Origin of the sequence: Rhodomicrobium sp., from assembly GCF_047605405.1 — a bacterium.
Lineage (GTDB): Bacteria > Pseudomonadota > Alphaproteobacteria > Rhizobiales > Rhodomicrobiaceae > Rhodomicrobium > Rhodomicrobium lacus.
This window is the reverse complement of sequence record NZ_JASGFR010000008.1, coordinates 73,142-99,609: the sequence shown is the minus strand read 5'-3', so window position 1 is coordinate 99,609 and position 26,468 is coordinate 73,142. Positions and strand designations below refer to the sequence as shown.

24 protein-coding genes are annotated in these 26,468 nt (G+C 62.0%); 9 read left to right on the top strand and 15 right to left on the bottom strand.

The window, feature by feature from the left end; all coding sequences use genetic code 11:
* The 3 genes from QM659_RS05335 to bcsS form a co-directional block, all read right to left on the bottom strand.
* On the bottom strand, window positions 1–544 hold a 544-nt coding region (locus QM659_RS05335; protein ID WP_415187641.1), incomplete at its 3' end, for a 4'-phosphopantetheinyl transferase family protein.
* A 266-nt stretch (window positions 545–810) separates the two neighbouring features.
* Window positions 811–1,347, bottom strand: a complete 537-nt coding sequence (locus QM659_RS05330; protein WP_415187640.1) for a tetratricopeptide repeat protein — start codon at window positions 1,345–1,347, stop codon at window positions 811–813.
* A 159-nt stretch (window positions 1,348–1,506) separates the two neighbouring features.
* On the bottom strand, window positions 1,507–2,724 hold the full coding sequence (bcsS, locus tag QM659_RS05325; protein ID WP_415187639.1) for a cellulose biosynthesis protein BcsS: 1,218 nt from the start codon (window positions 2,722–2,724) through the stop codon (window positions 1,507–1,509).
* Between bcsS and QM659_RS05320 the strand changes: the two genes are divergently transcribed.
* Window positions 2,705–3,391 (top strand): M23 family metallopeptidase, encoded by a 687-nt coding sequence (locus tag QM659_RS05320; protein WP_415187638.1) that lies wholly within the window; start codon window positions 2,705–2,707, stop codon window positions 3,389–3,391. The two genes, bcsS and QM659_RS05320, sit on opposite strands and share 20 nt — an antisense overlap.
* 77 nt (window positions 3,392–3,468) lie before the next feature.
* On the opposite strand, the gene QM659_RS05315 is transcribed toward QM659_RS05320, so the two are convergent.
* Window positions 3,469–4,101, bottom strand: a complete 633-nt coding sequence (locus tag QM659_RS05315) for an NAD(P)-dependent oxidoreductase (protein ID WP_415187637.1) — start codon at window positions 4,099–4,101, stop codon at window positions 3,469–3,471.
* A 216-nt stretch (window positions 4,102–4,317) separates the two neighbouring features.
* Between QM659_RS05315 and QM659_RS05310 the strand changes: the two genes are divergently transcribed.
* Window positions 4,318–5,280, top strand: coding sequence for a DMT family transporter (locus tag QM659_RS05310; RefSeq protein WP_415187636.1), 963 nt, complete (start codon window positions 4,318–4,320; stop codon window positions 5,278–5,280).
* Here the strand turns inward: QM659_RS05310 and tgt are convergent.
* The 7 genes from tgt to ssb all read right to left on the bottom strand — a co-directional run bounded on the left by tgt (window position 5,211) and on the right by ssb (window position 12,834).
* The gene (tgt, locus tag QM659_RS05305; protein WP_415187635.1) at window positions 5,211–6,386 is read right to left on the bottom strand and encodes a tRNA guanosine(34) transglycosylase Tgt; all 1,176 of its coding nucleotides are present in this window, start codon (window positions 6,384–6,386) and stop codon (window positions 5,211–5,213) included. The two genes, QM659_RS05310 and tgt, sit on opposite strands and share 70 nt — an antisense overlap.
* Window positions 6,383–7,477, bottom strand: coding sequence for a tRNA preQ1(34) S-adenosylmethionine ribosyltransferase-isomerase QueA (gene queA, locus QM659_RS05300; protein WP_415187634.1), 1,095 nt, complete (start codon window positions 7,475–7,477; stop codon window positions 6,383–6,385). The genes tgt and queA overlap by 4 nt, the downstream gene beginning before the upstream one ends.
* Window positions 7,478–7,593: 116 nt before the next feature.
* Window positions 7,594–8,058, bottom strand: coding sequence for a peptidylprolyl isomerase (locus QM659_RS05295; protein ID WP_127076643.1), 465 nt, complete (start codon window positions 8,056–8,058; stop codon window positions 7,594–7,596).
* A gap of 84 nt (window positions 8,059–8,142) precedes the next feature.
* A complete protein-coding gene (locus QM659_RS05290; protein WP_415187633.1) occupies window positions 8,143–8,694 on the bottom strand; it encodes a peptidylprolyl isomerase in 552 nt (183 codons plus the stop codon).
* A gap of 42 nt (window positions 8,695–8,736) precedes the next feature.
* Window positions 8,737–9,261 carry a pantetheine-phosphate adenylyltransferase gene (gene coaD / locus QM659_RS05285; RefSeq protein WP_415187632.1) on the bottom strand — a complete coding sequence of 175 codons (525 nt, stop codon included), beginning with the start codon at window positions 9,259–9,261 and terminating at the stop codon, window positions 8,737–8,739.
* A 17-nt stretch (window positions 9,262–9,278) separates the two neighbouring features.
* A complete protein-coding gene (gene gyrA, locus QM659_RS05280; protein ID WP_415187631.1) occupies window positions 9,279–12,104 on the bottom strand; it encodes a DNA gyrase subunit A in 2,826 nt (941 codons plus the stop codon).
* A gap of 187 nt (window positions 12,105–12,291) precedes the next feature.
* The gene (gene ssb, locus QM659_RS05275; protein WP_127076639.1) at window positions 12,292–12,834 is read right to left on the bottom strand and encodes a single-stranded DNA-binding protein; all 543 of its coding nucleotides are present in this window, start codon (window positions 12,832–12,834) and stop codon (window positions 12,292–12,294) included.
* A 515-nt stretch (window positions 12,835–13,349) separates the two neighbouring features.
* Between ssb and QM659_RS05270 the strand changes: the two genes are divergently transcribed.
* Window positions 13,350–13,730, top strand: a complete 381-nt coding sequence (locus QM659_RS05270; RefSeq protein WP_164729886.1) for an HU family DNA-binding protein — start codon at window positions 13,350–13,352, stop codon at window positions 13,728–13,730.
* A 79-nt stretch (window positions 13,731–13,809) separates the two neighbouring features.
* Here QM659_RS05270 and QM659_RS05265 read toward each other — a convergent pair whose 3' ends face one another.
* The 4 genes from QM659_RS05265 to QM659_RS05250 all read right to left on the bottom strand — a co-directional run bounded on the left by QM659_RS05265 (window position 13,810) and on the right by QM659_RS05250 (window position 18,002).
* Window positions 13,810–14,097 (bottom strand): hypothetical protein, encoded by a 288-nt coding sequence (locus QM659_RS05265; RefSeq protein ID WP_127076638.1) that lies wholly within the window; start codon window positions 14,095–14,097, stop codon window positions 13,810–13,812.
* Window positions 14,094–14,441: a hypothetical protein gene (locus QM659_RS05260; RefSeq protein WP_127076637.1), complete on the bottom strand. Its 348-nt coding sequence runs from the start codon at window positions 14,439–14,441 to the stop codon at window positions 14,094–14,096. The genes QM659_RS05265 and QM659_RS05260 overlap by 4 nt, the downstream gene beginning before the upstream one ends.
* Window positions 14,442–14,455: 14 nt before the next feature.
* Window positions 14,456–15,493 carry a glycosyl hydrolase 108 family protein gene (locus QM659_RS05255; RefSeq protein ID WP_415187630.1) on the bottom strand — a complete coding sequence of 346 codons (1,038 nt, stop codon included), beginning with the start codon at window positions 15,491–15,493 and terminating at the stop codon, window positions 14,456–14,458.
* Window positions 15,494–15,689: 196 nt separating this feature from the next.
* Window positions 15,690–18,002: a glycosyl hydrolase family 28-related protein gene (locus tag QM659_RS05250; protein WP_415187629.1), complete on the bottom strand. Its 2,313-nt coding sequence runs from the start codon at window positions 18,000–18,002 to the stop codon at window positions 15,690–15,692.
* A gap of 138 nt (window positions 18,003–18,140) precedes the next feature.
* Here QM659_RS05250 and QM659_RS05245 point away from each other — a divergent pair, with 138 nt between their 5' ends.
* The 6 genes from QM659_RS05245 (at window position 18,141) to QM659_RS05220 (ending at window position 26,404) form a co-directional block, all read left to right on the top strand.
* The gene (locus QM659_RS05245; protein ID WP_415187628.1) at window positions 18,141–18,416 is read left to right on the top strand and encodes a GNAT family N-acetyltransferase; all 276 of its coding nucleotides are present in this window, start codon (window positions 18,141–18,143) and stop codon (window positions 18,414–18,416) included.
* Window positions 18,417–18,593: 177 nt separating this feature from the next.
* Window positions 18,594–19,340, top strand: coding sequence for a trehalose-phosphatase (gene otsB, locus QM659_RS05240; RefSeq protein WP_415187627.1), 747 nt, complete (start codon window positions 18,594–18,596; stop codon window positions 19,338–19,340).
* 5 nt (window positions 19,341–19,345) lie between these two features.
* Window positions 19,346–21,142: a glycoside hydrolase family 15 protein gene (locus QM659_RS05235; protein WP_415187626.1), complete on the top strand. Its 1,797-nt coding sequence runs from the start codon at window positions 19,346–19,348 to the stop codon at window positions 21,140–21,142.
* Window positions 21,139–22,527, top strand: coding sequence for an alpha,alpha-trehalose-phosphate synthase (UDP-forming) (gene otsA, locus QM659_RS05230; RefSeq protein WP_415187625.1), 1,389 nt, complete (start codon window positions 21,139–21,141; stop codon window positions 22,525–22,527). Before QM659_RS05235 ends, otsA begins: the two co-directional genes overlap by 4 nt.
* The gene (locus tag QM659_RS05225) at window positions 22,524–23,438 is read left to right on the top strand and encodes an ROK family protein (protein ID WP_415187624.1); all 915 of its coding nucleotides are present in this window, start codon (window positions 22,524–22,526) and stop codon (window positions 23,436–23,438) included. Before otsA ends, QM659_RS05225 begins: the two co-directional genes overlap by 4 nt.
* Window positions 23,439–23,602: 164 nt before the next feature.
* Window positions 23,603–26,404, top strand: coding sequence for a hypothetical protein (locus QM659_RS05220; protein WP_415187623.1), 2,802 nt, complete (start codon window positions 23,603–23,605; stop codon window positions 26,402–26,404).
* Window positions 26,405–26,468 lie beyond the last annotated feature (64 nt).

The following is a 26,468-nucleotide window of genomic DNA, read 5'->3' as shown; positions in this document are numbered from 1 at the left end:
CGACGACTTCAGCAAGACGCCGCGCATCGATGGCAAGCGCGAGACGGCCCGGCTCTCGCCCGCCGGTGAGATCTGCAATCCGGGTTGCAAAAACGACGGATCGGCGCCCCGTGCAGTCGACATGCACAAAGGACGGCCCCCGGTCCGAAATTCCACACTCTGAGGCGGTTTCGCTCAGCCCTTCACCCGTCAGCTTGGCGAGTGCCTCCTTAATTGTCCAGAGCTTGAGGAAAAGATCGTGCCGCAAGTCGGCACCCATTTTTTCTAGCGTGGTGAGTTCGCTCTTCGACAGAAAGCCTGCAAGCATGGGCTCGGTGGGCGCAATGTCCGTGGCTTCGATATCGATGCCGACGTCGATTCCCTCGGCGACCGCAACAGCATCAAGCTGATCGGTGTGAGCGATGCTCGCATGAAAGCCGGGAGGGTGAACCACCAAGGGTTTTCCTGTCTCGGTCTTATCCAGCGCGGCACGCCCTTCGAAACGTCGCCCCGCCAGTTCATGCAGAGCCGCTTTCAACGCGATGCGCGCGGCCGCCATGCCCATCTGCCGCTCATGCTTTCTGTAGCGGGCCACGTCGCGTAAATCGTTTTCGTCAAGGCAAGACGAAAGCGATTGGAGATCGTGACGGACGGCCTGCGGTATGAGAAGGCAGACGATGCGCCGGAGCTGGGGAGAGTCTCCAGAAGGAGGCTGTGGAACAGCGAAACCTGACTGAAGCGAGATTGAAAACGCAGCAAGGGGAACGCTTATCCCGCTCAGATTGGGAAAGCCCGTCGACAAGGACGACTGCGAGAAGTCGTCCATCGCGGTCACGGGGTGGGGCGAGCCGCCTGCAAGCGCGCAACCCCGTCCTTGCTCTCGCTCAAGCCCGCATCGATCGCCAGTGCCCTGTTATAGTCGGCCAGCGCTTCTTCCTTTCGGCCGAGGGCCTCATAAATATGGGCTCGCGTATCAAGTGCGTGGGCATTCGATGGCGCAAGCGTGGCGGCTCGCTCCGCATCCGGCAGCCCTTCGCGTGCCCTTCCGGCCTTGAAGTAAATCCAGGCCCGCAGGTTGTGTGCCTCCGCAAAGTTGGGCTTGATCTTCAGCGCCACAGTCTCGTCTGCGATAGCGGCGTCGAAATCGCCCTTGTCGGCTAACGCCTCGCCGCGATTCAGATACGCCTGGGCGCGAAAATCCTGCGGCACCTTGGTGTCGTCTATCACACGCGAGCACGCCGCGATCCGGGCCTCGGTCTCGGAGTCGTCATCGCGGCAGAGGTCGTAATCGACGGTCTGGCACAGCGACACGCTGAAGGGCGCGATGATAAATGAGCTTAAAAGAAGTGCTTTCAGTGAAAGTCGCATGAAAGGCTTCCCTCTGTTCGCATTCTGTATCGAATTCCATTATTCAAAGACAAAATCGGGCGCGAATATTCCGAATTTATCGCTTTTTATTGTATCATCCGGGCCGGATTAGGCAGACGCTGGGGTAATCACACAGCGTGAAGCGACGTCTTTTTGCCGTTACGGACGAAAGAGATACTTGAACTCCACCATTCCGTAGCCGCCTTCGCCACCAACTGTTGAAGTGGATGTGGCGCCGAGCCCGTTGTTGTTGGCGCCGTTCACAAACTGATAGCCGCCTGACAGGGTGATCGATGCAGTTCGAACGAGAAGGTTGGAAAGCTCGAACTTGAGGAAGCCGCCCGCACGCTGCGCATCGCTTTCCTCGTTACCGAGCGCATACCCTTCCGCGCCGACAAATATCTGCTTGAAGTTATTATCCAGCTCTTCGATAATCTTGAAGCCGACACGACCGCGCGCGAGGTAGCTATAGAAAGCAGTGGAATAGTATCCGTCTACGCCGATATAATAAGGCAGCTCCGTTTCCGTCTCGAAATCGGCATCGACCTTGAATCCGACCTCGTTGCCTCTCACGCTGTTCGAGAGATCGCGCGGGTTGAGGTGGTCGTCTCGTATATCGACACCGATATAAAGACCGGTCGAAAAGGTTGTATAGACGAGCTGATAGCCGAGCATCACATCGCCTTGCCATTCCTTGCCGTTGACCTTCCCGAGGTCGTCGGTGAAATAGCTGTATTCGTTATATTCCGCATCGGCCCGCAGCAGGAAGCCATGGGATGTCAGATCGTTATTGACGGCGTAAGCGCCCCCGACCCAAACTGCTGTCGAACGATTGGCGATGTCTGTACCTTGCCAGAGCGCGGCAGATATCGGCGGAGCTTCATCTGCGTCCTGCGCCATCACCGGGCTGAGAAATAGCATAAGCGGCAGGGCAAAGGCGGCCCCCACTGAGTAATTCTTCATGCAAAATCCCCGTTCCCACCGTTGCTCTGGATAGGAAGACGCGATTCGCTTTTGGCCGACAATCTTGGGTTGAATAAAGCCGGGAAATAGTCTGCATAAGTGGCAAAAATGCAATGGACAGGCGTCGGCAGTTCGGAAGTCGTAAAGTAAGCGGGCCCGCTTGCTGTTGCGAGCGATGGTTTGGAAAGGGTCTTGTGGCATTCTGCGCAGCGCTTCTTTCCCGGCAACGCGACAGTCGGGCATGGCGTGTGGCTCGGTAACGTGCGAACTGGATCGACGGAACATGCCCGACATCGAAATCGGAAAAGCGCGATTCCCGTCGTCTCCGCCGCAGAGAGCGATAACGTGCGGCAAGGCAACGCTTTTTTTGCTCGCCTCGGTTATCACGCTCATCATGACGACGACCGCGCGCACCGAATTGGCGGCTCTCAAGGGCATTGGTGTCAAGCCAACCGGACTCAAACCCGTCTATCCGGACGGCTTTGTCTGTTCGGGGCTGACCTCGCTCTATGCGAGCTGGATCGATGTTGACGGCACGCGCCGCTCCGAGGCGCATTCCGGCGTCGATGGCGGCAAGCTGGGCGACACCATTCGTGCCCCCGGACCCGGACGCGTCGTGGCCGCGTGGAAGACCAACTTCGGCTGGGGGCAGGAAGCCTCGCTCCTCATTCTGCATAGCCGCGCCGACCTGAACATGTCCGGCGGCGCACCCCATTATTATTCCGAGTTCGACCATCTTCGCTGGAACGATGTCAAACGCTTCAGGGAGGGAGAACACATAGAGCGGGGGCAAGTGATCGGCCGGGTGGCCACACCCGGAAGCAACAGAAGCTATCTGCCTGAGGTCCACTGGGAAATCTACGAGGTGGACGATCCCGACGGGATCGAGTGGGTGGAAAAGGCGAATGGATTGAAATATTTCCTGAACAAGACGGCCGAGTTGATCGATCCGCTTTACATGCTTGGGCAGAATGGTGGAATCCGCGCCGACAAGCGCGTGGACATCGCGCCGTTCTTCGGCGACGCCGACTATTCCCGGTTCAAGGGGTTCACTTATATCCTGCCGTGCCGCCCTCGCTGACGCGTCAGTCGGAGTAAGGCGCAGAAGACCGCTCCGGCGGTCGCGATCGTCCGGAAAAACTCTCGCGGTCGAATGCGTCAGCCGGACAGAGCTACCGTCTGCCGGTGATGCTCGGGCGAGGCGATTTCCTTCGCGATGAAGTCGGCGACATCCGCGCGCGAGATGGTCATCTTGCGCGCCTTGCGGTCGGCGCTGGCGAGATAATTCCCCGTCGCCGGGCCGTTCGTCAGCCCCACCGGCTGGACCAGAACGAAATCGTTCGGCGCTGCCTTGATCGCGGCTTCCTGCTTTTCCTTGTCGGCGAGGATCGCTCGCATGAACAATGCCGCAGCAATGGAGAACAGGAACGACTTCTTGTCCCGCGTATCGCCGATGCCGAAGGCTGTCACCGCGATCAGCCGCAAGCCGCGCTCGGCGACAGCGAGGATATTGCGCGTTCCATATTCGCAGATGTGGGGATTGATCGTACGCTTTCTTCCCTGCGTGCTGCGGGAATTTCCGAGGCTGATGACGCAGACGTCGTGGCCCGGAAGCACCCGCGCAACATCCTCGGCGGACAGCGCGTCGCCCTTGACGACGGTGAGCGCGTTGTCGGCCGGCAATTTCGACGGGTCGCGCACGAGGGCCGTCACCTGATGCCCGTCGGCGAGAAGTTTTTCAACGGTCGCGCGGCCAGTGCCGCCCGTCGCTCCAAAGACAATGATTTTCATACGGACGATATAGGAAGGTGGATAGCTTCATGCCAACCCCGCATGGCGAAGTTTTGCCCTGCGTTGCAAATTCGCTATGCAGGCATGCTTTCGGCGCCATCATCGCCGCGACACATTCTGCGCTCAATCATGGTAAGCTGAAATGTCGCACCGTCCGCCTTGCAGGGTACGGCAGCGTTCTGTCCATAACAAACCCGGCCCTTTTTTACCCCTCACATGACCGATCTTCTCACGAAGCCCGCCACGGCGGTTCCGGCAACTGCCGTCGAGCGCCCATCTTCCGACCGCCGCCTCCTCGGCATCGGGTTCATGCTGACGGCGGTGAGCTTCTTCGCCTTCCTCGACACGAGCGCGAAGTTTCTCGGCACCGTCGAGCACATTCCGGTGGTCGAAATCATCTGGGTGCGCTTTCTGATGAACGCGGTGCTCATCGTCGTGATGCTCGGCCCTCGCGGCGTGGCGCGCGCCGTGCCGTCGCAAAGGCCGGGTCAGCAGATCCTGCGAAGCGCGCTGCTCCTCGCGACGACGGCTTTCAACTTCGCGGCGCTTCAGTTTCTCCAGCTCGATCAGACATCGACGATCTATTTTCTCGCGCCGTTCTTCGTGGCTGCGCTTGCGGGTCCGCTGCTCGGCGAATGGGTGGGATGGCATCGTCTCGCGGCCATCTGCGTCGGCTTCACCGGCATCATCTTCGTGACGAAACCCGGTTTCGGCGGCATTCACTGGGCGGTGTCGCTCGCGCTCGGCTCTGTGTTTTGCCATTCGCTTTACAGCCTTTGGACGCGCTATCTCGCGCGCTTCGATGCGCCGCGCACGACGCTCGTCTACACACCGCTCGCGGGAGCCGTCATCATGGCGCCGGTCGCCCTCTGGAACTGGCAGATGCCGCCGGATACGCTCGCCTGGGCCGTTCTACTATGCATGGGGCTTCTGGGTGGGATGGGGCACTGGTTCCTGATTCTCGCGCATGACCGTGCGCCCGCGCCGATTATCGCGCCGTTCACCTACGTCAACCTTCTGATTGCGACGTGCCTCGGCTATCTCGTTTTCCACGACGTGCCCGACATCTGGACGCTCGTCGGCGCAGCCATCATCGTGGCCTCGGGAATTTATCTGCTCTTCAGGGAGCGGGCGGCTTCGGCGTCCGCGCCCGCGTCGTCTTCGACCGTCGACGGGTAGACGGCGCGCACGCGAGCGGCGACATCGGCGAAGGTGCCCTCTGCGATGGACTTCCGGATCGCGGCCATAAGCTCCTGATAAAAGCCGATGTTCGCCCACGACAGGATCATCGGCGCGAGATACTCGCCCGAGCGGAAAAGATGGTGGATGTAGGCGCGGGAATAATCGCGCGAGGCGGGACATGTGCTCGTCTCGTCGAGCGGGCGCAGATCCTCGATATGCGCGGCGTTCTTGATGTTGAGCTTGCCCGCCCACGTGAACGCCTGCCCGTGGCGGCCGGAGCGCGTCGGCATCACGCAGTCGAACATGTCGATGCCGCGCTCGACGGCGCCCACGATGTCCGACGGCGTGCCGACGCCCATGAGATAGCGCGGCTTGTTCGTGGGCAAAAGCGGCGTGGTGAAATCGAGCGTGTCGAACATGGCGCGCTGGCCTTCGCCGACCGCGAGCCCGCCGACCGAATAACCATGAAAATCCATCGACGTCAGCTTCGCCGCCGACTCCTTGCGAAGCTCGGGATAGACGCTGCCCTGCACGATGCCGAACAGCGCGCGGCCCGGCTGGCCGTACTGCGCGAACGCCGCGAGCGAGCGCTCCGCCCATCTGAGGGACAGGCGCATCGAGCTTTCCGCTTCCTCGAACGTCGCGGGGAACGGCGTGCACTCGTCGAACTGCATCTGGATGTCGGAGCCGAGAAGGTTCTGCACCTCGATGGAACGCTCGGGCGTCAATTCATACATTGCGCCATCGATATGCGAGCGGAACGTCACGCCTTTCTCGGTCAGCTTCCGAAGCTGCGCGAGCGACATCACCTGAAAGCCGCCGGAATCGGTGAGGATCGGGCCGTCCCAGCGCATGAAGCTGTGAAGCCCGCCGAGCTTCGCGATGCGCTCCGCGCCGGGGCGCAGCATCAGGTGATAGGTGTTGCCGAGGATGATGTCGGACCCTGCCGCCTTCACATCGTCGAGAAAGACCGCCTTCACCGACGCGGTCGTGCCGACCGGCATGAAGGCGGGCGTGCGGATGACGCCGCGAGGCGTTGCGATTTCGCCGAGCCGCGCCGCGCCGTCCTGCGCGATGAGCTTATAGGAAAAGGGTTGCGTCATGGGCGGACCGTTGCGGGCTGTGCGTCCGCGCGGGAGAGAAGGCAGGCGTCGCCATAGGAATAGAAGCGGAAACCGGCCTCCACGGCGTGGGCGTAGGCGCGTTTCATCAGGTCGGTGCCCGAGAAGGCGCAGACGAGCATGAACAGGGTCGATTTCGGCAGGTGGAAATTCGTCACGAGGATGTCCGCGCTTCTGAAACGGTGGCCGGGCTTGATGAAGATCCTTGTAAAGCCTTTGGCGGGCTCGATAAAGCCGTCTTCGCGGGTGGCGGTTTCGAGCACGCGCAGCGATGTGGTGCCTGCCGCGATCAGGCGACCGCCGCGTGCGCGGGCCGCGTTGATGGCATGCGCCGTCTCATCGCCGATCTCGAACCACTCGGCGTGGATTTCATGATCCTCGACCTTGTCCGTCTTGACCGGCAGGAAGGTGCCCGCGCCGACGTGAAGCGTGACGAAGGCGGTTTCGACGCCGCGCTCGGCAAGCCGCGCCAAAAGCTCGGGCGTGAAGTGAAGCCCGGCCGTCGGTGCCGCGACGGCGCCTTCGTTGCGCGCGAACACCGTCTGATAGTCCGCGCGGTCGCGTTCGTCGGCGGGACGCTGGCGAGCGATGTAAGGCGGGAGCGGCATTGCGCCGTGGCGCTGCATGACGGCCTCGACGCTGTCGCCGTCCGGTGCCGTGACGATGACTACGCCCTCTTCCGTCTTGGCGACGACGATCAGGCGCGAAGCCTGTTCACCGGTCTCGAAGTGGATTGCGTCGCCCGGACGAAGCCGCCGCGCAGGCCGCGCGAAGGCTTTCCACGCCCCCGATGCTTCGCGTTCGATCAGGTTCAGGGAGACGTCCACGGCGGGCGCGTCGGCATCGCGGGGCGGGCGGATGCCGGAGAGTTCGGCGGAAAGAACCCTGGTGTCGTTGAACACCAGGATGTCGCCGGGACGGAAAAAGGCGGGAAGGTCGCGGATCGTGGCTTCGGAGAGCGGCTCCGGCGCGGCGGGATCGACACGCAGCAGCCGCGCGGCGTCGCGGGGGCTCGCGGGCCTGAGCGCGATGGCCGATTTGGGAAGCTCGAAGTCGAAGTCGCTGAGGTGCACGATGCGTCGCGGATGAAACGGCGGCCCGTGGCAGGGCAGGCCCGAAAACAAAAGATGAGCGCCCGCATCCTGCCGGACGCTGGCGCTCGTTCCTGAAGGTCGGTCTATCTGCCGCGCTAGGCGGCCTTTTCGATGCGCGCCGTCACGATCTTGTCGGGGTCGCGCACGGGCTCCCCACGCTTGATCTTGTCCACGTTCTCGATGCCTTCGATCACCTTGCCCCAGACGGTATATTTCCCGTCGAGGAAGGACGCATCGTCGAAGCAGATGAAGAACTGGCTGTCGGCGCTGTCGGGATGGTTCGCGCGCGCCATCGAGACGACGCCGCGCTGATGGCTTTCCTTGTTGAACTCGGCCTTGAGCTTCTTGCCGGAGCCACCGGTTCCGGTGCCCGTCGGATCGCCCGTCTGCGCCATGAATCCCTCGATGACCCGATGAAAGGGCGCGCCGTCGTAAAACTTCTGCTCGGCAAGCTCCTTGATGCGCGCGACATGGTTCGGCGCAAGATCGGGGCGAAGTTCAATTACGACGCGTCCCTTGGTTGTTTCCAGAACCAGATTTTCTTTATCGGCAGATGTCATGTTCAAGCTCTTTCCTTGCCGCCTTGACCGGATCTACGCCAACCTGAGGGGCGGCACATCATTATCTCAACAGGAATGTGGTGATCAGCGGGCGTCCGACGCAAGCTGAATCTTGATGATCTTGTCCGGATTGAACACGCGGCCATCTCCGCCTGCTCCCTTCTTGATCCGGTCGACGAACTGCATGCCCTCCGTCACGCGGCCCCAGACGGTGTATTGCCCGTTGAGGTGAGGCGCGTCTTCCAGACAAATGAAGAACTGGCTGTTCGCGGAATTGGGGCTGCCCGCGCGCGCCGCCCCTACCGTCCCGCGCTTGAACGGCGTGGAGTTGAACTCCGCGGGAAGGTCCGGATATTTCGAACCGCCGGTGCCGTCGCCTTTCGGGTCGCCCGTCTGGGCCATGAAACCCGTTATCACGCGATGGAACGTGAGGCCGTTGTAGAAGCCCTCGCGAACGAGCTTCTTGACGCGCTCGACATGCTTCGGCGCGACATTCGGGAGAAGCTCGATGACGACGCGGCCGTCCTTCAGATCGAGGTAGAGCGTGTTGTCCGGGCTCGCCGCCCGGGCCGATGGAGCGGCAACGCCGAGCGTGGCGGCGGCAAGAAGCGCCAGGAACATCAGGGAACGAAACATGGAAACCCTTTGCTTATCGATTTCGTTTGCGATTTCGAGCGGCTATCGCGCGTTCGGGGCGGGATTGCGGCCACCGGCGGTGCGCCCCGTCTTTTCGAGAATCCGCCCGAGCACATAAGGTGATACGAACGGCGACACATCTCCGCCGAGCTGCGCGATCTGACGGACAAGTGTCGCGGTGATATGGGCAAAGCCCGGCGTGGCAGCAAGGAACACCGTGTCGATATCCGGCGCCATGGCCCGGTTCATGCCGAAAAGCTGCGTCTCGTAGCCGAGATCCGCGGCGTCGCGCACGCCTCGCAGCATGAACGACGCATCATGCGCCCGAGCCGCGTCGACCGTCAGCCCGTCGAAAAAAACCACGGCGCCGCGCTCGCCCGCGCCAAGGCTCGAAAGCTCGTCGCGCAGCATCTCCGCGCGTTCCTCCGCTGTGAAAAGCGGCGCTTTCGACGGGTGAACGCCCACGCCGACCACCAGCCGGTCGAACAGCGCCAGACCGCGCGCCATGATATCCCGATGGCCGAGCGTTGGCGGGTCGAAGCTGCCGGCGTAGAAACCGCAAGGCATGCGGCGTTACCTCGCGCTCATTCGGATTGGTCCTCGCCCTCGGCGTCACCGCCGGTATCAGCGCCGTCGCCATTGCCGCTGCCGGTTCCGTCGTCGCTGATGAGTTCGGCGGACACGACGCGCTCATCCTGATCGGTGCGGAAGATCGTGACGCCCTGTGCGGAACGGCCGGTGATGGAGATGCCTTCGACGGGGCACCGGATCAGCTTGCCGCCGTTCGTGACCAGCATGATCTGGTCCGTATCTTCCACCGGGAAGGATGCGATGAGGCGGCCGTTTCGCTCGTTCACGGCCATCGCGATGATGCCTTTGCCGCCGCGTCCGGACGTCCGGTATTCGTAGGACGAGGTGCGTTTGCCGAAGCCGCGCTCGGACATGGTCAGGACGTACTGCTCTGCCGCTCCCATTTCGCCGTAGCGCGCGGGGGTGAGGTCGGCGATGTCGGTGCTTTCGACTGCCTCGCCGTCGTCGAGGGCATCGACCGTCTCGGCTGCGGCGATTGCCTCCTGTTCGGCGGCGTCCGCCTCGGTCGCGGCGCGTTCACCCGCGGCGGCGCGGCGCATGGCGTTCGCCTGCTTGAGATAAGCCGCGCGCTCGGCGGGCGTTGCGTCCATATGCCTGAGGATGGCGAGCGAAATCACGGTGTCATCTTCTTCGAGGCGGACGCCGCGCACGCCGGTCGACTCGCGGCCCTTGAAGATGCGCACATCCGTCACGGGGAAGCGGATCGCCTGACCGTTGGCGGTCGTGAGGAGAATGTCGTCGGTCTCGCGGCAAAGCTGCGCGCCCGCGATATCGTCGCCCGCATCGAGCTTCATTGCGATCTTGCCGTTCTGGCGGACTTCCGCGAAGTCGGCGAGTTCGTTGCGTCGCACATTGCCGGAGCGGGTGGCGAACAGGATGAACACGCCCGACTCGTCGCGCTCTTCGGGCAGGGGCAGGATGGAGGTGATCGTCTCGTCCTGTTGCAGCGGCAGAAGGTTGATGAGGGCTTTGCCGCGCGCCTGCGGAGCCGAGAGCGGCAGCCGCCAGACCTTCATCTTGTAGGCCATGCCGCGCGAGGAAAGGAACAGCACAGGCGTGTGTGTATTCGCGACGAACAGGCGCGTGACGAAGTCCTCGTCGCGCGTCGTCATGCCGGAGCGGCCCTTGCCGCCGCGTCGCTGCGCGCGATAGGTCGAAAGCGGTACGCGCTTGATGTAGCCGCGATGGCTGACGGTGACGACCATATCCTCTTTCTGGATCAGGTCTTCGTCGTCCACTTCGCCTTCGACATCGAGAATTTCGGTGCGGCGCGGCGTGGCGAACTCTTCCTTTATGGCGGTGAGTTCGTCGCGGATGATCGAGACCACGCGGGCGCGCGAAGAGAGGATATCGAGATAATCGCGGATCTTGTCGGCGAGCGCCTTCAGTTCGTCGCCGATTTCGTCGCGGCCGAGCGCGGTGAGGCGCTGCAGGCGCAGGTCGAGGATCGCTTTCGCCTGATCGATGGACAGGCGGTAGACGTTGCCCTCGTGGATGCGCGAGCGCGGATCGTCGATGAGAAGCAGCAGCGGCGCGATGTCGTCGGCAGGCCAGTCGCGCGACATGAGCGCTTCGCGCGCGCTCGCAGGGTCGGGCGCCGTGCGGATCAGCTTGATCACCTCGTCGATATTGGCGACGGCGGTGGCGAGGCCGACAAGCACGTGCGCACGGTCGCGCGCCTTGCCCAGCAGAAACTTCGTGCGCCGCGTGACGACCGTCTCGCGGAACTGCGTGAAAGCCTGAATGAAGTCGAGAAGCGTATGCTGTTCCGGGCGCCCGCTGTTGAGCGCCACCATGTTGGCGGCGAACACCGACTGGAGCGACGTGAAGCGATAGAGCTGGTTCAGCACGACGTCGGGCATGGCGTCGCGTTTCAGCTCGATGACGACGCGATAACCGGAGCGATCGCTCTCGTCGCGCACGTCGGAAATGCCCTCGACGCGCTTCTCGCGCACGAGTTCGGCGATGCGCTCCTGAAGCGTCGCCTTGTTCACCTGATAGGGGATTTCGGTCACGATCAGCGCATCGCGATCCTTGCGGATCGTCTCGACATGCACCTTGCCCCGCACGACGACCGAGCCGCGTCCCTTGAGATAGGCGGCGCGGATGCCCGCGCGGCCCATGATCACGCCGCCGGTCGGGAAGTCCGGCCCGGGGACGTGCTCCATGAGTTGCTCGATGCTGAGCGCGGGATTTTCGAGAAAGGCGAGGCAGGCGTCGATCACTTCGCCGAGATTGTGCGGCGGGATGTTCGTCGCCATGCCGACGGCGATACCGCCCGCGCCGTTGACGAGGAGGTTCGGGAAGCGCGCGGGAAGGACGGTCGGCTCGCGCTCGGAATTATCGTAGTTGTCCTGAAAATCGACGGTGTCGTTCTCAAGATCGTTCAGCAGCGTGTCCGAGATCTTTTCGAGGCGCACCTCGGTGTAACGCATGGCCGCCGGCGGATCGCCATCGACCGAGCCGAAATTTCCCTGCCCGTCGATGAGGGGCACGCGCATGGAAAAGTCCTGCACCATGCGGACGAGCGCGTCGTAAACCGATTGATCCCCGTGCGGGTGATATTTACCGATGACGTCGCCGACGACGCGCGCAGATTTGCGGTAGGGCTTGTTCCACGCGTAGCCGTTCTCGCTCATCGAGAAGAGAATGCGGCGATGAACGGGCTTCAGCCCGTCGCGAACGTCGGGCAGCGCGCGAGACACGATCACGCTCATCGCGTAATCGAGGTAGGAGCGCTTCATCTCGTCGGTGATGAGGATGGGACGAATGTCCCCCGCTCCGCGATCGCCCTTGTTGCCGTCTGACGGATCTGCCAAAACCTGACCCTTGGCGTTGTGAAAAGATAAAAAACGGCGAGAACAGCCGCTAACCTGGTCGGAATTTACAGGCTGAACCCCGCGAGGACAAGGACGCCGTCCATTTGCCTTTCGCGAGACGCCTGTTTTTGTTTTTGCGCTCTGCGATGATCGTCATCGCGCGAAAGCCACTCAACGGCAGCATGCGCTAGAATGGAATCTCGTCGTCGAGATCCTTGTCGAAGGGCTTCGGCTGCCCCGCATCGCGCGGCTTCGCGCCGCCCGTGCCGCCGCCGCTTCGGAAGCCGCCTCCGCCACTGCGGCCGCTGTCGCCCCGGTCGAAGCTGGCACCGCCTTCGTTGAAACCGCTGCCGCCTTCATAACCGCCGGCGCCGCCTGCGCGCCCATCGAGCATGGTGAGCTGGCCGTTATAGTTCTGCAGGACGACTTCGGTCGTGTAGCGGTCGTTTCCCGAATTATCCTGCCATTTCCGCGTCTGCAACTGGCCTTCGACATAAACCTTCGCGCCTTTGCGCAGGTACTGTTGCGCGACCTTGCCGAGCTGCTCGTTGAAGATGACGACGCTATGCCATTCCGTCTTTTCACGCCGTTCGCCGGTCTGCTTGTCGCGCCACGTGTCGGTCGTCGCAAGCCGCAGATTGCAGATCGAACGGCCATCCTGTGTGTGGCGCACCTCGGGATCGGCCCCGAGATTGCCGATAAGAATGACCTTATTTACCGAGCCCGCCATGAGAGCCCCTTTCATCAAACATTGAGTCGCTGCGGAGTTTACATGAAGCGTCAGCGCCCAAAACACAACTGTACCCGCACGATCCGCTTTTCCACACAGGTTGGGTACAACGAAATGGTGTTCGCCATATGTTCTATTTGCGCCCGACGTTCGTGTCAAGCATCTTCGATTGCGAGACGGTCTGTTAACGGCGCTGCGGAAAACTCCCTTAAAACAAGGGTTTTTCGGGCCAAAAAACCACACTTTGTTACAAAATTACCGTGCAACCAGCATTTGGCCTGTATCTCGCTCGAAAAGGTTGTTGACGCGCGGCGCTACACGGCTCGAAGGTTGCGTTGCGTCAAATGGCCATTTAGACCTGATTCTGTTGGCCTAAATCGCAATCAGTGCTCTTGACCCGGTGGATCGAACGTACAACATCGATTGCACTCAAAGGGATGGGTTTGTTTGATCAGCCATCGGTAACGGACGCCCGGATTTCTCTTTCCAAGGCATGAATCAAGAAGGAACTCGAGATGTCGAAAACGCAAGCGGCGCCTGCGGCCAAGGCTGCGAAATCTGAGGCGGCCAAACCCAAGGCAGCGGCAAAGGCGGCAGCGCCTGCAAAGCCCGAGAAGGCAGAGATCGTGACGCTTCGTCAGCTCGCGACGGAAGTCGCCGAGACCCACGGCCTTTCCCAGAAGCAGGCGAACGAGGTTCTGTCGGAAGCTGTCTCCAGCATCGGCAAGCATCTGAAAAAAGGCGCCCGCATCCGCATCGCCGGACTCGGCACGCTTGAAGTGCGCAAGCGCGCAGCCCGCACGGGCCGCAACCCTGCCACGGGCGAGGCGATTGAAATCAAGGCCAGCAAGAAGGTGGCTTTCCGCGCGGCCAAAGATCTGAGCGAATCCATCTAGGGCTTTCGCGTCCAAGCAGTCGAGTTCGGCCAGCGACGAAACAATGCGCTTTCACGCATCGTTTCGTCGCGGCAACATGTTATTTCGGCCGTACACAAAGCGAGCGGTCGGCCAGAATGTTTTTTATGGCGGTCATTTCCTTTTCGATCGCGCCGAGGCGGGTGTCCGTCTCTGTCTTGTCGCGCGCTAGACCCGACATGACGCCGCCGACCGTGTATCCGGCAACGACCAGAAAACCGCCGAACGTCAGAACCATCGCGAACGGCAGATAAATCCGGCTGAGCGGGACGGCGCCGTGATGACCGTTGGCACCGGTTGCGGCAACCGGCTGGATGGCCGAGGGCCGTCCGTCATCGGGGATGGTCATCGTGCGCGCCTCTCCGCCTTTGCCGCCGGGCAAGGCTTTTGCGAGGCGGCGATCCGCGTCCGCTCGATGGTTCGACCCTCTTCGATATAATGATGTCGCAGATAAAGAAGCCCGAGTGTCGCTGCCAGGACGGCCAGCGCAACCCGACCCTCGGCGCTTTTCGAGAGCGACGCGAGGATTTCCCCGATGGCGGCCACGAGCGCGCCGACGAATTGCGCGACGCCGGAGACGATCGGAGCCAGCGGCCCGAGAAAGGCAAGAGCGCCCACAGAAACGCCGAGTTTTCCTGCCAAGGCCGCAAGGCTTCCCCAGGACGATGAAATGAAAGCAAGAAGCGCGTTCATGTGTCTGGCTCCGGTCAGTCGGTTGAGGCAGTGGGGGCGGAGGCGCCTTGATAGTCGAAGTTTCGGTAAGCCTTGACGTGCTCGCTTCGGATGAGCCGGAGCAGGGCTATGGCCGCCACGAGGACGGCGCAGAGAAGCAGCCAGCGATTGGTCGAGGCCCAAGCGATCACGCCCTGAAGCGGTTCGAGCGCAGCGCGCGCGCCGCTGATGCTGTCGAGAACGCTGTCGCTGGAGAAGGTTTCGGTTGCCGCCACAGTCCCGAAAAGCCACGCGAAGATGCGTTGCAGCAGGTTCATCTGGCGCAGCGGCTTGTCGCCTGCCGCTTCGAGATCGCGCCGCGAAACTTCACGCCGCCTCGGCAGCATGGGTGCGGCCTCCGCGAGCGCCTTGCCGTACGCCGGACGCCAAACGCCCGCCTCGCCGTCGAGGCCATTATCGTACTGGAAAAGCACGACTGCTCGATGGGTCTGCTCACCGAAAATCCCGTCCACCGCTCCGGCCGGATAGCCGAGGGCCCGAAGCCGCGCCTGGAGCGCGCGAACCTCTCGACCGCGCATCCCGGCATGAAGGGTTTCGTCGAACGGCAACTGCGCCTCCGGCTGGCCCGCCATGGTGCGCGCGTCGATCCTGATCCCGGACACGCGGCGCGCCCAGCCGGTTCCGAAAACGCGCCACAGTCGCCCAAGCCGCTGGAGGAAGGCGAGCCGCGCGTCGCAATAGGCGTCGATGTACTTCGCCTGTTCGAGCCACTGCCGCGCGCGGCCAGGGCCCGAGTTCACCGCCGCGTCGAAAACGCAAAGGTCGAGTCCGGGCGGCAGCGCCTCACACGCCATCGCATCCCAGTAATTTTCGCGATAGATCGCGCGAAGTTCGCCGTCTTCGATCTGCCGGACCGGCCTTGCTCGTTTGCCCTGCCTTTTCCGCCAGGCGTCGTATTCACGCTGAATCACGCCGCGCATGGTAGGGCCGCCCGGATCGTCCGGGTGATTGGAATAACCGCCTTCCCATTTGAGCGTGATGGCAAGACAGCGCTCGAAATTGCCAGCCGCCATGGTGCACCTCCCATAAATGGAAAAAGCCGGTCGACGACCGGCCCCCGAAGACAAAGTTATCGTTCGCTTGTCAGCGTGAAGGTCGGCGTCGCGTTGCGGGACGGGTGGATCTGGCGTTACCCGTCGCCGCAAGCGCCGCCTTTGTGTGTGCCGAGCGCGCGATCTGACCGATATCTTCGCACGCGCTCGGAGCCGCCTACCAGCTAGCCAGAGCCACGCGACGCCAGGTTGACGCGGCGGAACACACGTAACGGTAGCTCCCGTCCTCGAACCAGTCTCCGCGATCTCCGATTGCGGTTGCGGAAGAGGGCGCTTCGGACACGCGGCGGGCCACCAGGGTGGCGCTGTCGGTGACGAACAGCGCGCGGCTGCGGGTGAAGTCGATGGTGTTATCCAGACACGTCGATGCCGGATCGCTGCTGCTCGGGCGCGTTGCCCCCGTCGTATTGACGACGTAATTCACATTCGGCGTCGTGGGCTGCCAATGATTGCGGTCGATATGGATGCCCTTCGACGGCACGGCCGTGTCCACGAGCGCCCCCACATCACCGGCTCCCGAACTGTCATAGCCGGAGAAGCGATTGTCCCGGATGAATACGTTCGAGCATCCGCCCTCGATATGAACCGCGCGGCGGCGTGATCCCTGCATCACATTGCCGGAAACATCGATGTTGTTGCATGCCGCGCTGAACGATACGCCATAATATGCGCCGCCGCCCGTCAGGTTGTTTCCAGTGAAGACAACGCCGGCGCATGCCGTGAAGTTCGCGTAGGAGTCGCAATTCGATGCAGCGGTGAGCGTGTTATTCGTTATCGACAAGCCAGCCGAAGTTGCGCCGGTGCCGGTAGCGAAGTAGACATCGACAAGCGTTCTTTCCGTCCCTTCAAAGACGTTACCGGTCACGGTGACAGACCGCAGGGCCGCACCGTTGTTTTCGATCTTGATGCCCCTCGCGTTGGTGGTCTTCATGTCCACGACGCGGTTTCCGATAACGGTGACCAAGTCGAAGTCGCCGCCGGGAGTTGCGGACAGCATGATGCCCTGTTGGGCTGTGCGGACATCGTTACCGAAAACCGTGGCGCTTTTCACGTAGCTGCCGGTAATGCCGTTCTGACTTTTTAGCAGAATACCTACCGACGTGTTGTTGACCTGGTTTCCGATAACGAGTGCCCCGTCTACCCCGAATAGTTCGATGCCGACGATTTCATTCGCCGGGGTGCCGGAAGCGAGCCCGACGACCTTATTGTCGATGACGTAGATGTTGGTGCAGAGCTTTCCGTATATCAGATATTGGTGAGTATCCCAGCCTATGACGGTGTTGTCCGTAACCCGAACATTGTCCGGCTTGCTGGAAGCGCCATATTCGCCCGCCTGAATACCGTTTGCGGTGCAGGAATTTGTTCTGAGATCCACGACTAAATCGGAGACCCCGCTATTGGCGTACATGCAAGCTATGCTTGCCGCTACGCCGATGCCGTTAATCGTCTTGGTGGGTAGGGAGGCTGCGGGTCGGATGATGGATTGTCCATACACGCCCGTGAGTGATACTCCGCCAAGCACGGATATGACCTGTGTCGTCTTGTAAATACCGACGGGGAAGTAGACTACGCCGCCGCCCGCGGCGGAGGCGGCAGCAATAGCGGCGGCAATAGCGGCATAGCTGTCTGCGGCGCCACTCGGGTCTGCCCCGTAAGAGGTGACATCGAACAAGGGGCTCGTGCCGCTGCCGCCCCCAGTCGCGCTGAGCACGCCAGAAGCGTTGATTGCGAGCCCCGAGCCGACTTTAACGCCGCCCAGAAGCGACGCGCTCGCGGTCGGGAGCGTATAAGCCGATGGAATTGTCGGCTTGTCGGAGAGGTCATTGTAGCTTCCGGTCGATGCGACAGCAGCAAGGCCGAGAGCAGACCGGGCACCGGCTTCCGTACTGGCCCCCGTGCCGCCGTTGGCGATGGACAGCGGCGTGCCCGACCAGTTCTCATCATTGACCGACGACAGAGATGCCAATGCGCCAAGAGAAGGCTTGTCGACGAGGTCCGCGTAGCTGCCCGTTGCCGCCACCGTGGCGAGGCCGTCGATCTTGGTGGCGCGAGCGCTGTCAAGAACACCCGCTGTGCTGGTGGTAGCGGCGGCGATGGCGATGCCGGAGCCGGTGGAACTCGTCAGGTTGACGGCGGTGTCAGTGTAAGAGGCACCGAGATCCGTGCCGCCGCTATCGGAGGCAGACGCATGCGGAATGTTGTCGGCAGGCCAGGGCGAGACCGTAGCGGAGGACGTGACGAGCACCTCCTTGTAGTCCGCCGTCGCGCCGAGATAGACATCCGTCGTCAGACGGCCCGAGCCGTCGAGCACGAGCGGATTCGTGTTCGAGACGGTTCCTTCATCGTCGGAATATGTATCCTGAAGAATGGTCGTTCCGGCCTGATAATAATACAGATTGCCCAGAGCCAGCGGATCGCCGTTGCTGTCGAAAAACTGGTACCCCTTCGGGTAACGCAAACGCGTAACCATGCGTGATCTCCATTGTTGTGTTAAAGCTTCGGGGGCATGCGGTGCGAACCGTTTGGACCGGCTCGCACAAACGGTTCGCGCGAGCGCGCGCTTCCGCTTGGGCGGCGCACGGGCATCGCGATGTCAGGGGGGAGGCCGATGACTCCGATCGATTTTGCCGATTTCCATCACGCGGCGCTCGAAGCGGCCGCAATCGATTCCGTCTATACGCCGCCAGCGTTTCGCGGGCGCGGGTATGCAGGCACGATCACCGCAATCGTCGCGAGACAGATATTTTCCGAAGGCCGCGCTCATGCCTGCCTTTACGTCGACAAGCGCAATCCAGCGTCAAACCGCTGCTATGCAAAGCTCGGTTTCAAACCCGTCTGCGATGTCTGGCACATCGTTCGCCAGAAGCTAGGGCTTCACAAATAATGCCATAAAATCAGCACTTTATGCTTCTATCCGCACATCCTGACGGCACGTAATTTCTTCATGCGTCAGCCGGCTTCCGTTTTTTGCCCGGAGAAATTGAGCTTGCCTTCACTTGACACCCCCGCCTGCTCGTTCCTAGCTGATAGTCCGAGCGGTCGAGCCTCCCGGACGTTGCCCATGGATTTTCTGCCGAGCCTGAGTAACGTCGGCGCCTACGCATTCTTTCTCGATTTCGACGGCACGTTGACCGAGATCGCTGATACGCCCGCAGCGGTCGTTGTCGATCCGCGCTTGCCCGCTGCCCTCGCGAGCCTTTCCGCCAGCACGGGCGGAGCGGTTGCCATCGTGACGGGCCGCGAGATCGGCACCATCGACAGGCTTCTTTCACCGCTCAGACTTCCGGTCGCGGGCGTCCACGGTTACGAACTGAGGGATGCAGGCGGTTTCAGGCTTACCGAGGCCTCGGATGAAGCCGCTGGCGCGCGCATCGAAAGCCTGCTTGCCGAGTTCGTCGCTCAAAATCCGGGACTATTGCTCGAAAAGAAGCGGGGCGCGCTCGCACTCCATTATCGTCTGCGCCCGGAGCTTGAAGCGCTGTGTCTGGCGCTTGTCAGGGAACTGGCGGATCCCCTGCCGGGCTTCATCCTTACGCACGGCAAGATGGTCGTCGAGCTTCGGCTGCACCGCGCGACAAAAGGAACGGCTATCGGCCTGTTCATGCAGCAACAGCCGTTTCAGGGCCGTGTCCCGTTTTTTGCCGGTGACGACGCAACGGACGAAGACGCAATGGTCGTCGTGAACGCCCTGGGTGGCATCACCGCGAAGGTCGGTCCGGGCGAAAGCGCCGCGCAATATCGCATTCCGGACGTGCCGTCGTTTCTCTCCTGGCTCTCCGCTACCGCCGACACATTCGAAGGACTTTGAATTTCATGGCTAATCTCGATCTGGGCCTTATCGGAAACTGTAATATCAGCGCCCTCGTCGACAAAAATGCGCGTATCGTGTGGTGCTGCCTTCCGCGGTTCGATGGCGATCCGGTGTTCCATCAGCTTCTCGGCAGCGAGAGCGGCAATCCCGACGACGGTGCTTTCACGATCGAGATGCCGGGGTTGAAATCGACCGAGCAGTTCTATGTCCCCAACACGGCCATTCTGAAGACCGTGCTGCATGCGGAAAGCGGCTCCGTGGAAGTCACGGACTTCATTCCGCGCTTCTACAAGCGAAATCGCCCGTTCCGTCCCAAGACGCTGATCCGCACCGTTACCGTCAAGGACGGCTCGCCGCGCATTCGAGTGAGAATCAAGCCCCGTTTCCGCTATGGCGCGGTGCAGCCGCAGATCACATCCGGGTCGAACCACATCCGCTTCGTCGGTCCCGACATGACCACGCGCGTCACCACCGACGCGCCTGTCGACTATGTGCTGGAAGAAACGGTGTTCAATCTCACCGAACCGATCCATTTCGTCATGGGACCGGACGAGACGCTCACTGACAGCCCCTTCAATATTGCGCGCGACTTCGAGGAACAGACGACCGTTTATTGGAAGAACTGGAGCGGCAGACTGGCGCTTCAGCCGGAGTGGCAGGAAGCGGTTATCCGCGCGGCCATTACGCTGAAGCTCTGTTCCTACGAACCGACGGGCGCCATCGTCGCGGCGATGACGACGAGCATTCCCGAAGCTCCGGGCACGGGACGGAATTGGGACTACCGCTATTGCTGGGTAAGAGACGCTTATTTCGTGATCCGGGCGCTGACCAGTCTCTCGGCTGGCCGCACGCTGGAAAACTATTATCGCTGGATCATGAACATCGTCGCTTCATCGGACGGGCACATCCAGCCTGTCTATGGCATCGCGCTCGAAAAGGACCTGTTCGAAAGCACGGCAACGTCCTTGCCCGGTTTTCAGAGCAAAAGCGGTGTCGACAATCGCCCGGTGCGGGTCGGCAATCAGGCTTACGAACATTTCCAGCACGACACCTACGGAAATCTCATCCTCGGCGCGGCGCAGGCCTTCATCGACAAGCGCCTGCTGACGCGCGCGGGTGTGGATGACTTTCGCAGGCTCGAACATGTCGGGGAGCAGGCGTTCAAGCTGTACGATGTCCCCGATGCGGGCATCTGGGAGCTGCGAAACCGCGCTCGCGTCCACACCTCGTCAAGCGTCATGTGCTGGGCCGCTTGCGACCGCCTCGCGAAGCTCGCGTCCTATGTCGGCGAGCACGACCGTGTCGCTTTCTGGCGCGAGAGAGCCGAACTTATTCGGCACAAGATTGTTACTTGCGCATGGTCGGACAAGCGCAAGGCTTTCGTTGAGAGCTTTGGCGGCGAACACCTCGACGCAAGCGTGCTTCTGATGGGCGAACTCGGTTTCATCGACGGACAGGACCCGCGCTTTCTCTCCACCGTCACCCAACTCGAAAAGGTGTTGGGTCGCGGTCCGTTCATGATGCGTTACGAAGCCGCCGACGATTTCGGACTTCCGGAAACGGCCTTCAACATCTGCGCCTTCTGGCGGCTCGACGCCCTGGCCCGCACCGGAAAAAGAGAAGAAGCGCGGGAAATTTTCCAGTCTCTTTTGAATGCCCGTAACCATTTGGGACTTATGTCTGAGGATACCGATCCGGTCACTGGCGCGGCTTGGGGCAATTTCCCTCAAACCTATTCCATGGTCGGCATCATCAACGGGGCAACGCGCCTGTCCAAGCCGTGGGAGGCTTTCGTTTGAGCCGTCTCATCATCGTTTCGAACCGTGTCGCGGATCTCGAAGCTCAGGTGCAGTCCGGGGGGCTTGCCGTCGCACTCGGCGATGCCCTGCGCACGGTCGGCGGCATCTGGTTCGGGTGGGACGGCAAGCTCGCGGGGGAAAGCGAGCCGGCCAGGGTTTCGCTGAACGTCAATGGCGCGGTGACGACCGCCACCATTCCGATGACAGAGCGGGACTACGAGGAATATTATCTCGGCTTCGCGAACAAGGTGCTCTGGCCGGTTTGCCATTATCGGCTCGACCTCGTGCAGTTCGAACCCGCCTATTTCGAGGGTTACAAGCGCGTCAACCGCGCCTTCGCGACGGCGCTGGCTCCGCTGCTCGCGCCCGACGACATCATCTGGGCGCATGACTATCACCTGATGTCCTTCGCCAGCGAGTTGCGTGCGCTCGGCGCGAAGCAGCGGATCGGCTTCTTTCTCCACATTCCATTTCCGTCGCCGGAGCTGCTCCAAGCCATCCCGACGCATGAATGGCTTGTCGAGGCGCTGTTCCAGTTCGACGTGATCGGCTTCCAGACCGAAAACGACGTCAGCAATTTTCACCGCTTCATCGAGAACCACGCTCACGGCGAGATCCTCGATGGAGGCAGGGTTCGCGCTTATGGCCGGACCGTCATCGCGCGGGCCTTTCCCATCGGCATCGATGTCGACGAATTTGCCAATGCCGCGCAGACGGCGGAAGCCGCTTCGCAGATCGAGCGACTGAACCGTCGCACGGTCGTGCGCTCGCACATCATCGGCGTCGACCGCCTCGACTACACCAAAGGGCTGCCCGAACGCTTCAAGGCGTTTCGCAAGTTTCTTGAAATGCATCCTGAACACTGGAAGGCGGTGACGCTGATGCAGATCGCGCCTCCGACCCGCATCGAGGTGGAAGCGTACGCCAACATTCGCGAGGAGCTGGAAGGCCTTTCCGGGGCAATCAACGGCGAGTTCGGGGATTTCGACTGGACGCCGTTGCGCTACGTTCACCGGGCCATGCCGCGCGATACGCTGGCGGCGTTGTTTCGCGGCAGCGAGGTTGGCCTTGTCACACCGCTTCGCGACGGCATGAACCTTGTTGCCAAGGAATACGTGGCCGCGCAGGATGAGGAAGATCCGGGTGTGCTCGTGCTGTCGAAATTCGCGGGCGCGGCGGAGGAACTCGAAGAGGCGCTGATCGTGAACCCATACGACATCGATGACATGGCGAACGCGATGCAAAGCGCGCTTCGGATGCCGCTCGAAGAGCGCAAGGAGCGCCACTCGGCGCTGATATCGCGCATTCGCCGGCATGATGTTGCTTACTGGCGCAGGAGCTTTCTCGAAGTCTTGGCCGAAGGCGCGCCAGAGGTTGTGGCGTGACGTGGCGGCTTATCGCCGATGTCGGCGGCACGAATGTGCGTTTCGCGCGCGTGTTCGACGGCCTCGTCTTTTCGGAGCGGCGTGCTTATCCGGGCGCGCGCTTCGAGAGTTTCATTCATGCCATGCGAGCCTACGCGACGGAAACGGGCGGGCTTGAAGGCTGCTCTTCCGTCGCCATCGGGGCGGCCGGGCCCGTAGCAGCCGGCGAAATTCACCTGACGAACATTGCCTGGACGATCCGCGAGGCGGATGTCGAAGCGGAGGCGGGTGCGCCTTGCACGCTTTTGAACGATGTCGAGGCGGCAGCGTACGGCGCGCTTACGCTGACGGAGCGAGATTATGCCTTGCTTAGCGGCCCGGCGCCGGATCTTTCGCGGGCAAGACGTCTTCTCATCGCCAATATCGGCACGGGTTTCGGCGCGGCGGCTCTTTTCAGGATGGAAAACGTCTGGGCCTCCTGCCCGAGCGAGGCGGGCCATATGTCGCTGCGCCTGCCGGATGATGCCGCCGAGCTTCGGCTTGCCTTTCCATCCGTCGAGCATGCTCTGTCGGGGCGCGGTATAGCTCATCTTCACGCCGCCTTGCGCGGCTGCGACGACGGGCTTTCCGCCCGGGATATCTGCGCAAATTCCGCGCGCGATCCCGCTGCGGCGGCGACGGTTCGGCTTTTCTCCGAAATTACCGGAAGCGTGCTCGGGGACCTGACGCTCGCCTATACGGCGTGGGACGGTGTTTTCCTCGTCGGTAGCGTCGCCAAGGGCTGCGCCGCCACCGATCCGCGCGCGATGCGGGCCGCGTTCGAGAGCAAGGGGCCGATGTCGGAGCGGCTCAAAACCGTCCCCATCGCCCTCATGCTGAAGGAAGATCCGGCCTTCTTCGGACTCGCGATAGCGCCTGTGCACGCGTTCTGAAAGCGTTCGGTCGCGAAAGGACGCGGGGAAGATACAGTTCGCGACAATTTGTGACGAATCCCTCAAAATTGATCGCTCCGTGTGCCGCTCGCCATGATCGGGACGAACGCATGCGTCAAGTCTCGCGCATTCCTTAAGCCGTTTCAGCCAGGAGCGCGGGCCGTATGTTGGAAACCGAGACAGCTTCCCCACCCACGAGCCAGCCGGCGCCGGGCGTTCAAGCCCCAAGGCGGGTCTCGCGCATCCGGCTCTTCATCCGGGCGACCGTCGGCATTTCGTTCTTCAGCGTGCTGAGCCTCGTCATCGCGTTTTTCGCATTTTCGAGCCTGCCGCAGGTGCAGGATCTCTTGTTCGACGCGCGGCCCTATCTGGCGCAGGAGATCGTTTATTGGGCTGGCTTCTACGCCATCGGCATCTTCATCTGGGCGCTGCCGCTCGTCTTCACGTCGCGGCTCCTGCTCCAGCAGAATTACGACGTCATCGGCATCGACAACGAGGCGCGTTTCAAATTCTACATCTTCCGGCTGCCGAGTCTGTTCGTCGTCTTCGCCTTCATCGCGGTGCTCGTCGGCATCGTTGCAGCGGCGAACAATCTGCCCGTACCCTTGCAGGACGGCGGCAACAAATACGAAGCGCCGATCCGCCGCCTGCTTGAAGCGCATCTCATCACGCTTCTTGTCGCCACCGCTGTCGTCCTGCTGCTGGTGATCTTTCGCGACGTTTTCCTGCGCGGCTACGGGCGCGCGATGGCCCGGCGCGAGGTCAAGGACGCCGAAGGCTTCAAGCGCTCCCTGATCCGCATCGAACGTTTGACGCGAAAGACCACGCCAGACCTTCAGGCCATGGACATCCATCTATCCGGGCTGAAACCGGCATGGCTCGGCATGGAGACCTGGATCGCCGCGCAGCGCGTGAAGGAATTCATGTGGCGGTACATGATCCGCCTCACGGTGTTCCTGCTCGTCCTCGTCGCGATCCACTTCCTCTCCTATTCGGAGACGGTGCAGCAACTGTTTTCGTTCCCGGATCTGACGTCCAGCCCCGGCATCCAGCAGGCGCTCGATTTCATCGGCGATACGCTCTACCTGAAACGCGCCTCTTTCCTGTTCGTGGTGTTCGGCGCGTGGCTGCCTTTCATCGCGTTCCTGGCGTTGCTTTCGAACCGCTTCCAGTTTCCCTTCATCGCGGCGCTCGTCGTCGTCGCCATCGGTCTTACCTTTTTTGTCGGCGACGGGCATGACGTTCGTGTCGCCAGGATTGCGGAAGACCAGCGGCCTTCGCTTCGTCCTGCCCTCTTCGCCGACGCGGTCAAGGGTTGGAAGACCGCCAGCGGCTGGGACGCGCGCGGCTGCGAATGGCTCGCGCCCGACGCAAAGGAACTTGCCGATTGCCCGCGCCCCATCATCGTGTCGGGCGAGGGCGGCGGGAGCCGCGCGGCTTTCCTTCTCGCCAGCGTGCTCGGCTCACTCGAAGACGACAGCCTGGAGCGTGCGAAGATCAGCGCGGGGCGGCCTTTCCATCTCCAGCTTTTTGCAATTTCGAGCGTCTCGGGCAGTTCCGTCGGCGCGGCCTTCTACACAAGCGCGCTGAAGACGCATCAGGCGACGAGCACCGAGGATCTGAAGGCCGCGCTGTTTCGCCAGCGGCTCTGGTTTCCGAACGTCGCAACGGCCAATCTTGAGGCAGCCAACACAGACCGGGAGCCGAGCGGCGGCGCAGAGCCGCTGACCCGCGCCTTCCTCACCGATTTCGTGGGATACAAGGATGCGCTTCAGGCTGCACTCTCCAACGATTTCATCTCGCCGGTTTCCATCGGTTTCCTCGCCCGCGACGTGCTGACCCTGTCGCGGCTGCCTTTCGTGCTGGACAGGGCAGGCGTTCTCGAAACGGCGTGGGAAGATGCCTTCAATGGCGTTTACGGCACATCGCGCGCAACATCGCCCTTGTCGGGACCGCTCCTTGCCATGGCTCCGACACCCGCGAGTTGGACGCCGCTGCTGTTTCTCAACGCCGCATCGAACGAAACCGGCCGCCGCGTGATCGTGACGCCGGTCAGGATGACCGAGCCAACGAAGTCCGGCAACGCGCTCTTCATCGACGCTTACGACCTGCATGAACTCCTCTGCTCGCCCTATCGCGATCCGAACACGAATGCCTATCCCGAGGTCGGCACGCTGGACGAGATCGCCCGCGCTCTTCCGTCGTTTTTCAGCCCTGTGGCTGGCGCTCGCTGCAAGGACAGGAAGCCCGTTTCGGTCGACGTTCGCCTCAGTTCGGCGGCTGGTGTGAGTTCGCGCTCGCCCTTCGTGTCGCCGCATGCGGGCATCCGCGACAGGCGCGCCCAGATCGTCGACAGCGTGGTGGACGGCGGTTACTACGACAATTCCGGCGCCGTGACCGCGTTTGAAATCGCCGCCGCGCTCAAGGCGGAGGACGGCAGGCTGAAGCCCTTCATTCTTCAGGTATCGAGCGAGCCCGACTGGTTCAAGGACACGAGCGTCTGCGGCCTCGGAAGCGATCCCGGCACCAGTCCGCGCATCCCCGATCAGGCCGACTTCCGGCCCGGCGCCGCCGTCTCGGACATCCTGACGCTGAATTCAACGCGCATCGCGCGCGGTTACGGAACCATCGTCGAGCTGCCGGATCGGGTGAAGCAGCTGAACGGCGGCGTCCGTTCTGTCGCGCAGATCAGCATCTGCCCGCAGCCAAGAGAGAATTTCTTTCTGAAGGAAATCCTAAAATTCTCGAACAAGGACGAGGTCGCGAAAGAACAGACGCGCGCTATGCGCATCCGCGAAAAGACAAGGGAGCAGGCTCAGTACAAAAGCGTGTCGCTAAGCTGGTGGGTGTCGCCGCCGCTTCAGGCGTTCCTCGATGGGCAGATATACTCCGCCCACAACGTGAAGACACGAAACTGCATGCTTTCGCTGCTGCGCGAAACCGGTCCGGGACGAGAGTGCCAGTAGAGCGTCATTGATCCCGGCCTGCGCGTCGTCAGGCCGGGCACGACGATGAAAGCACGAACGGGCA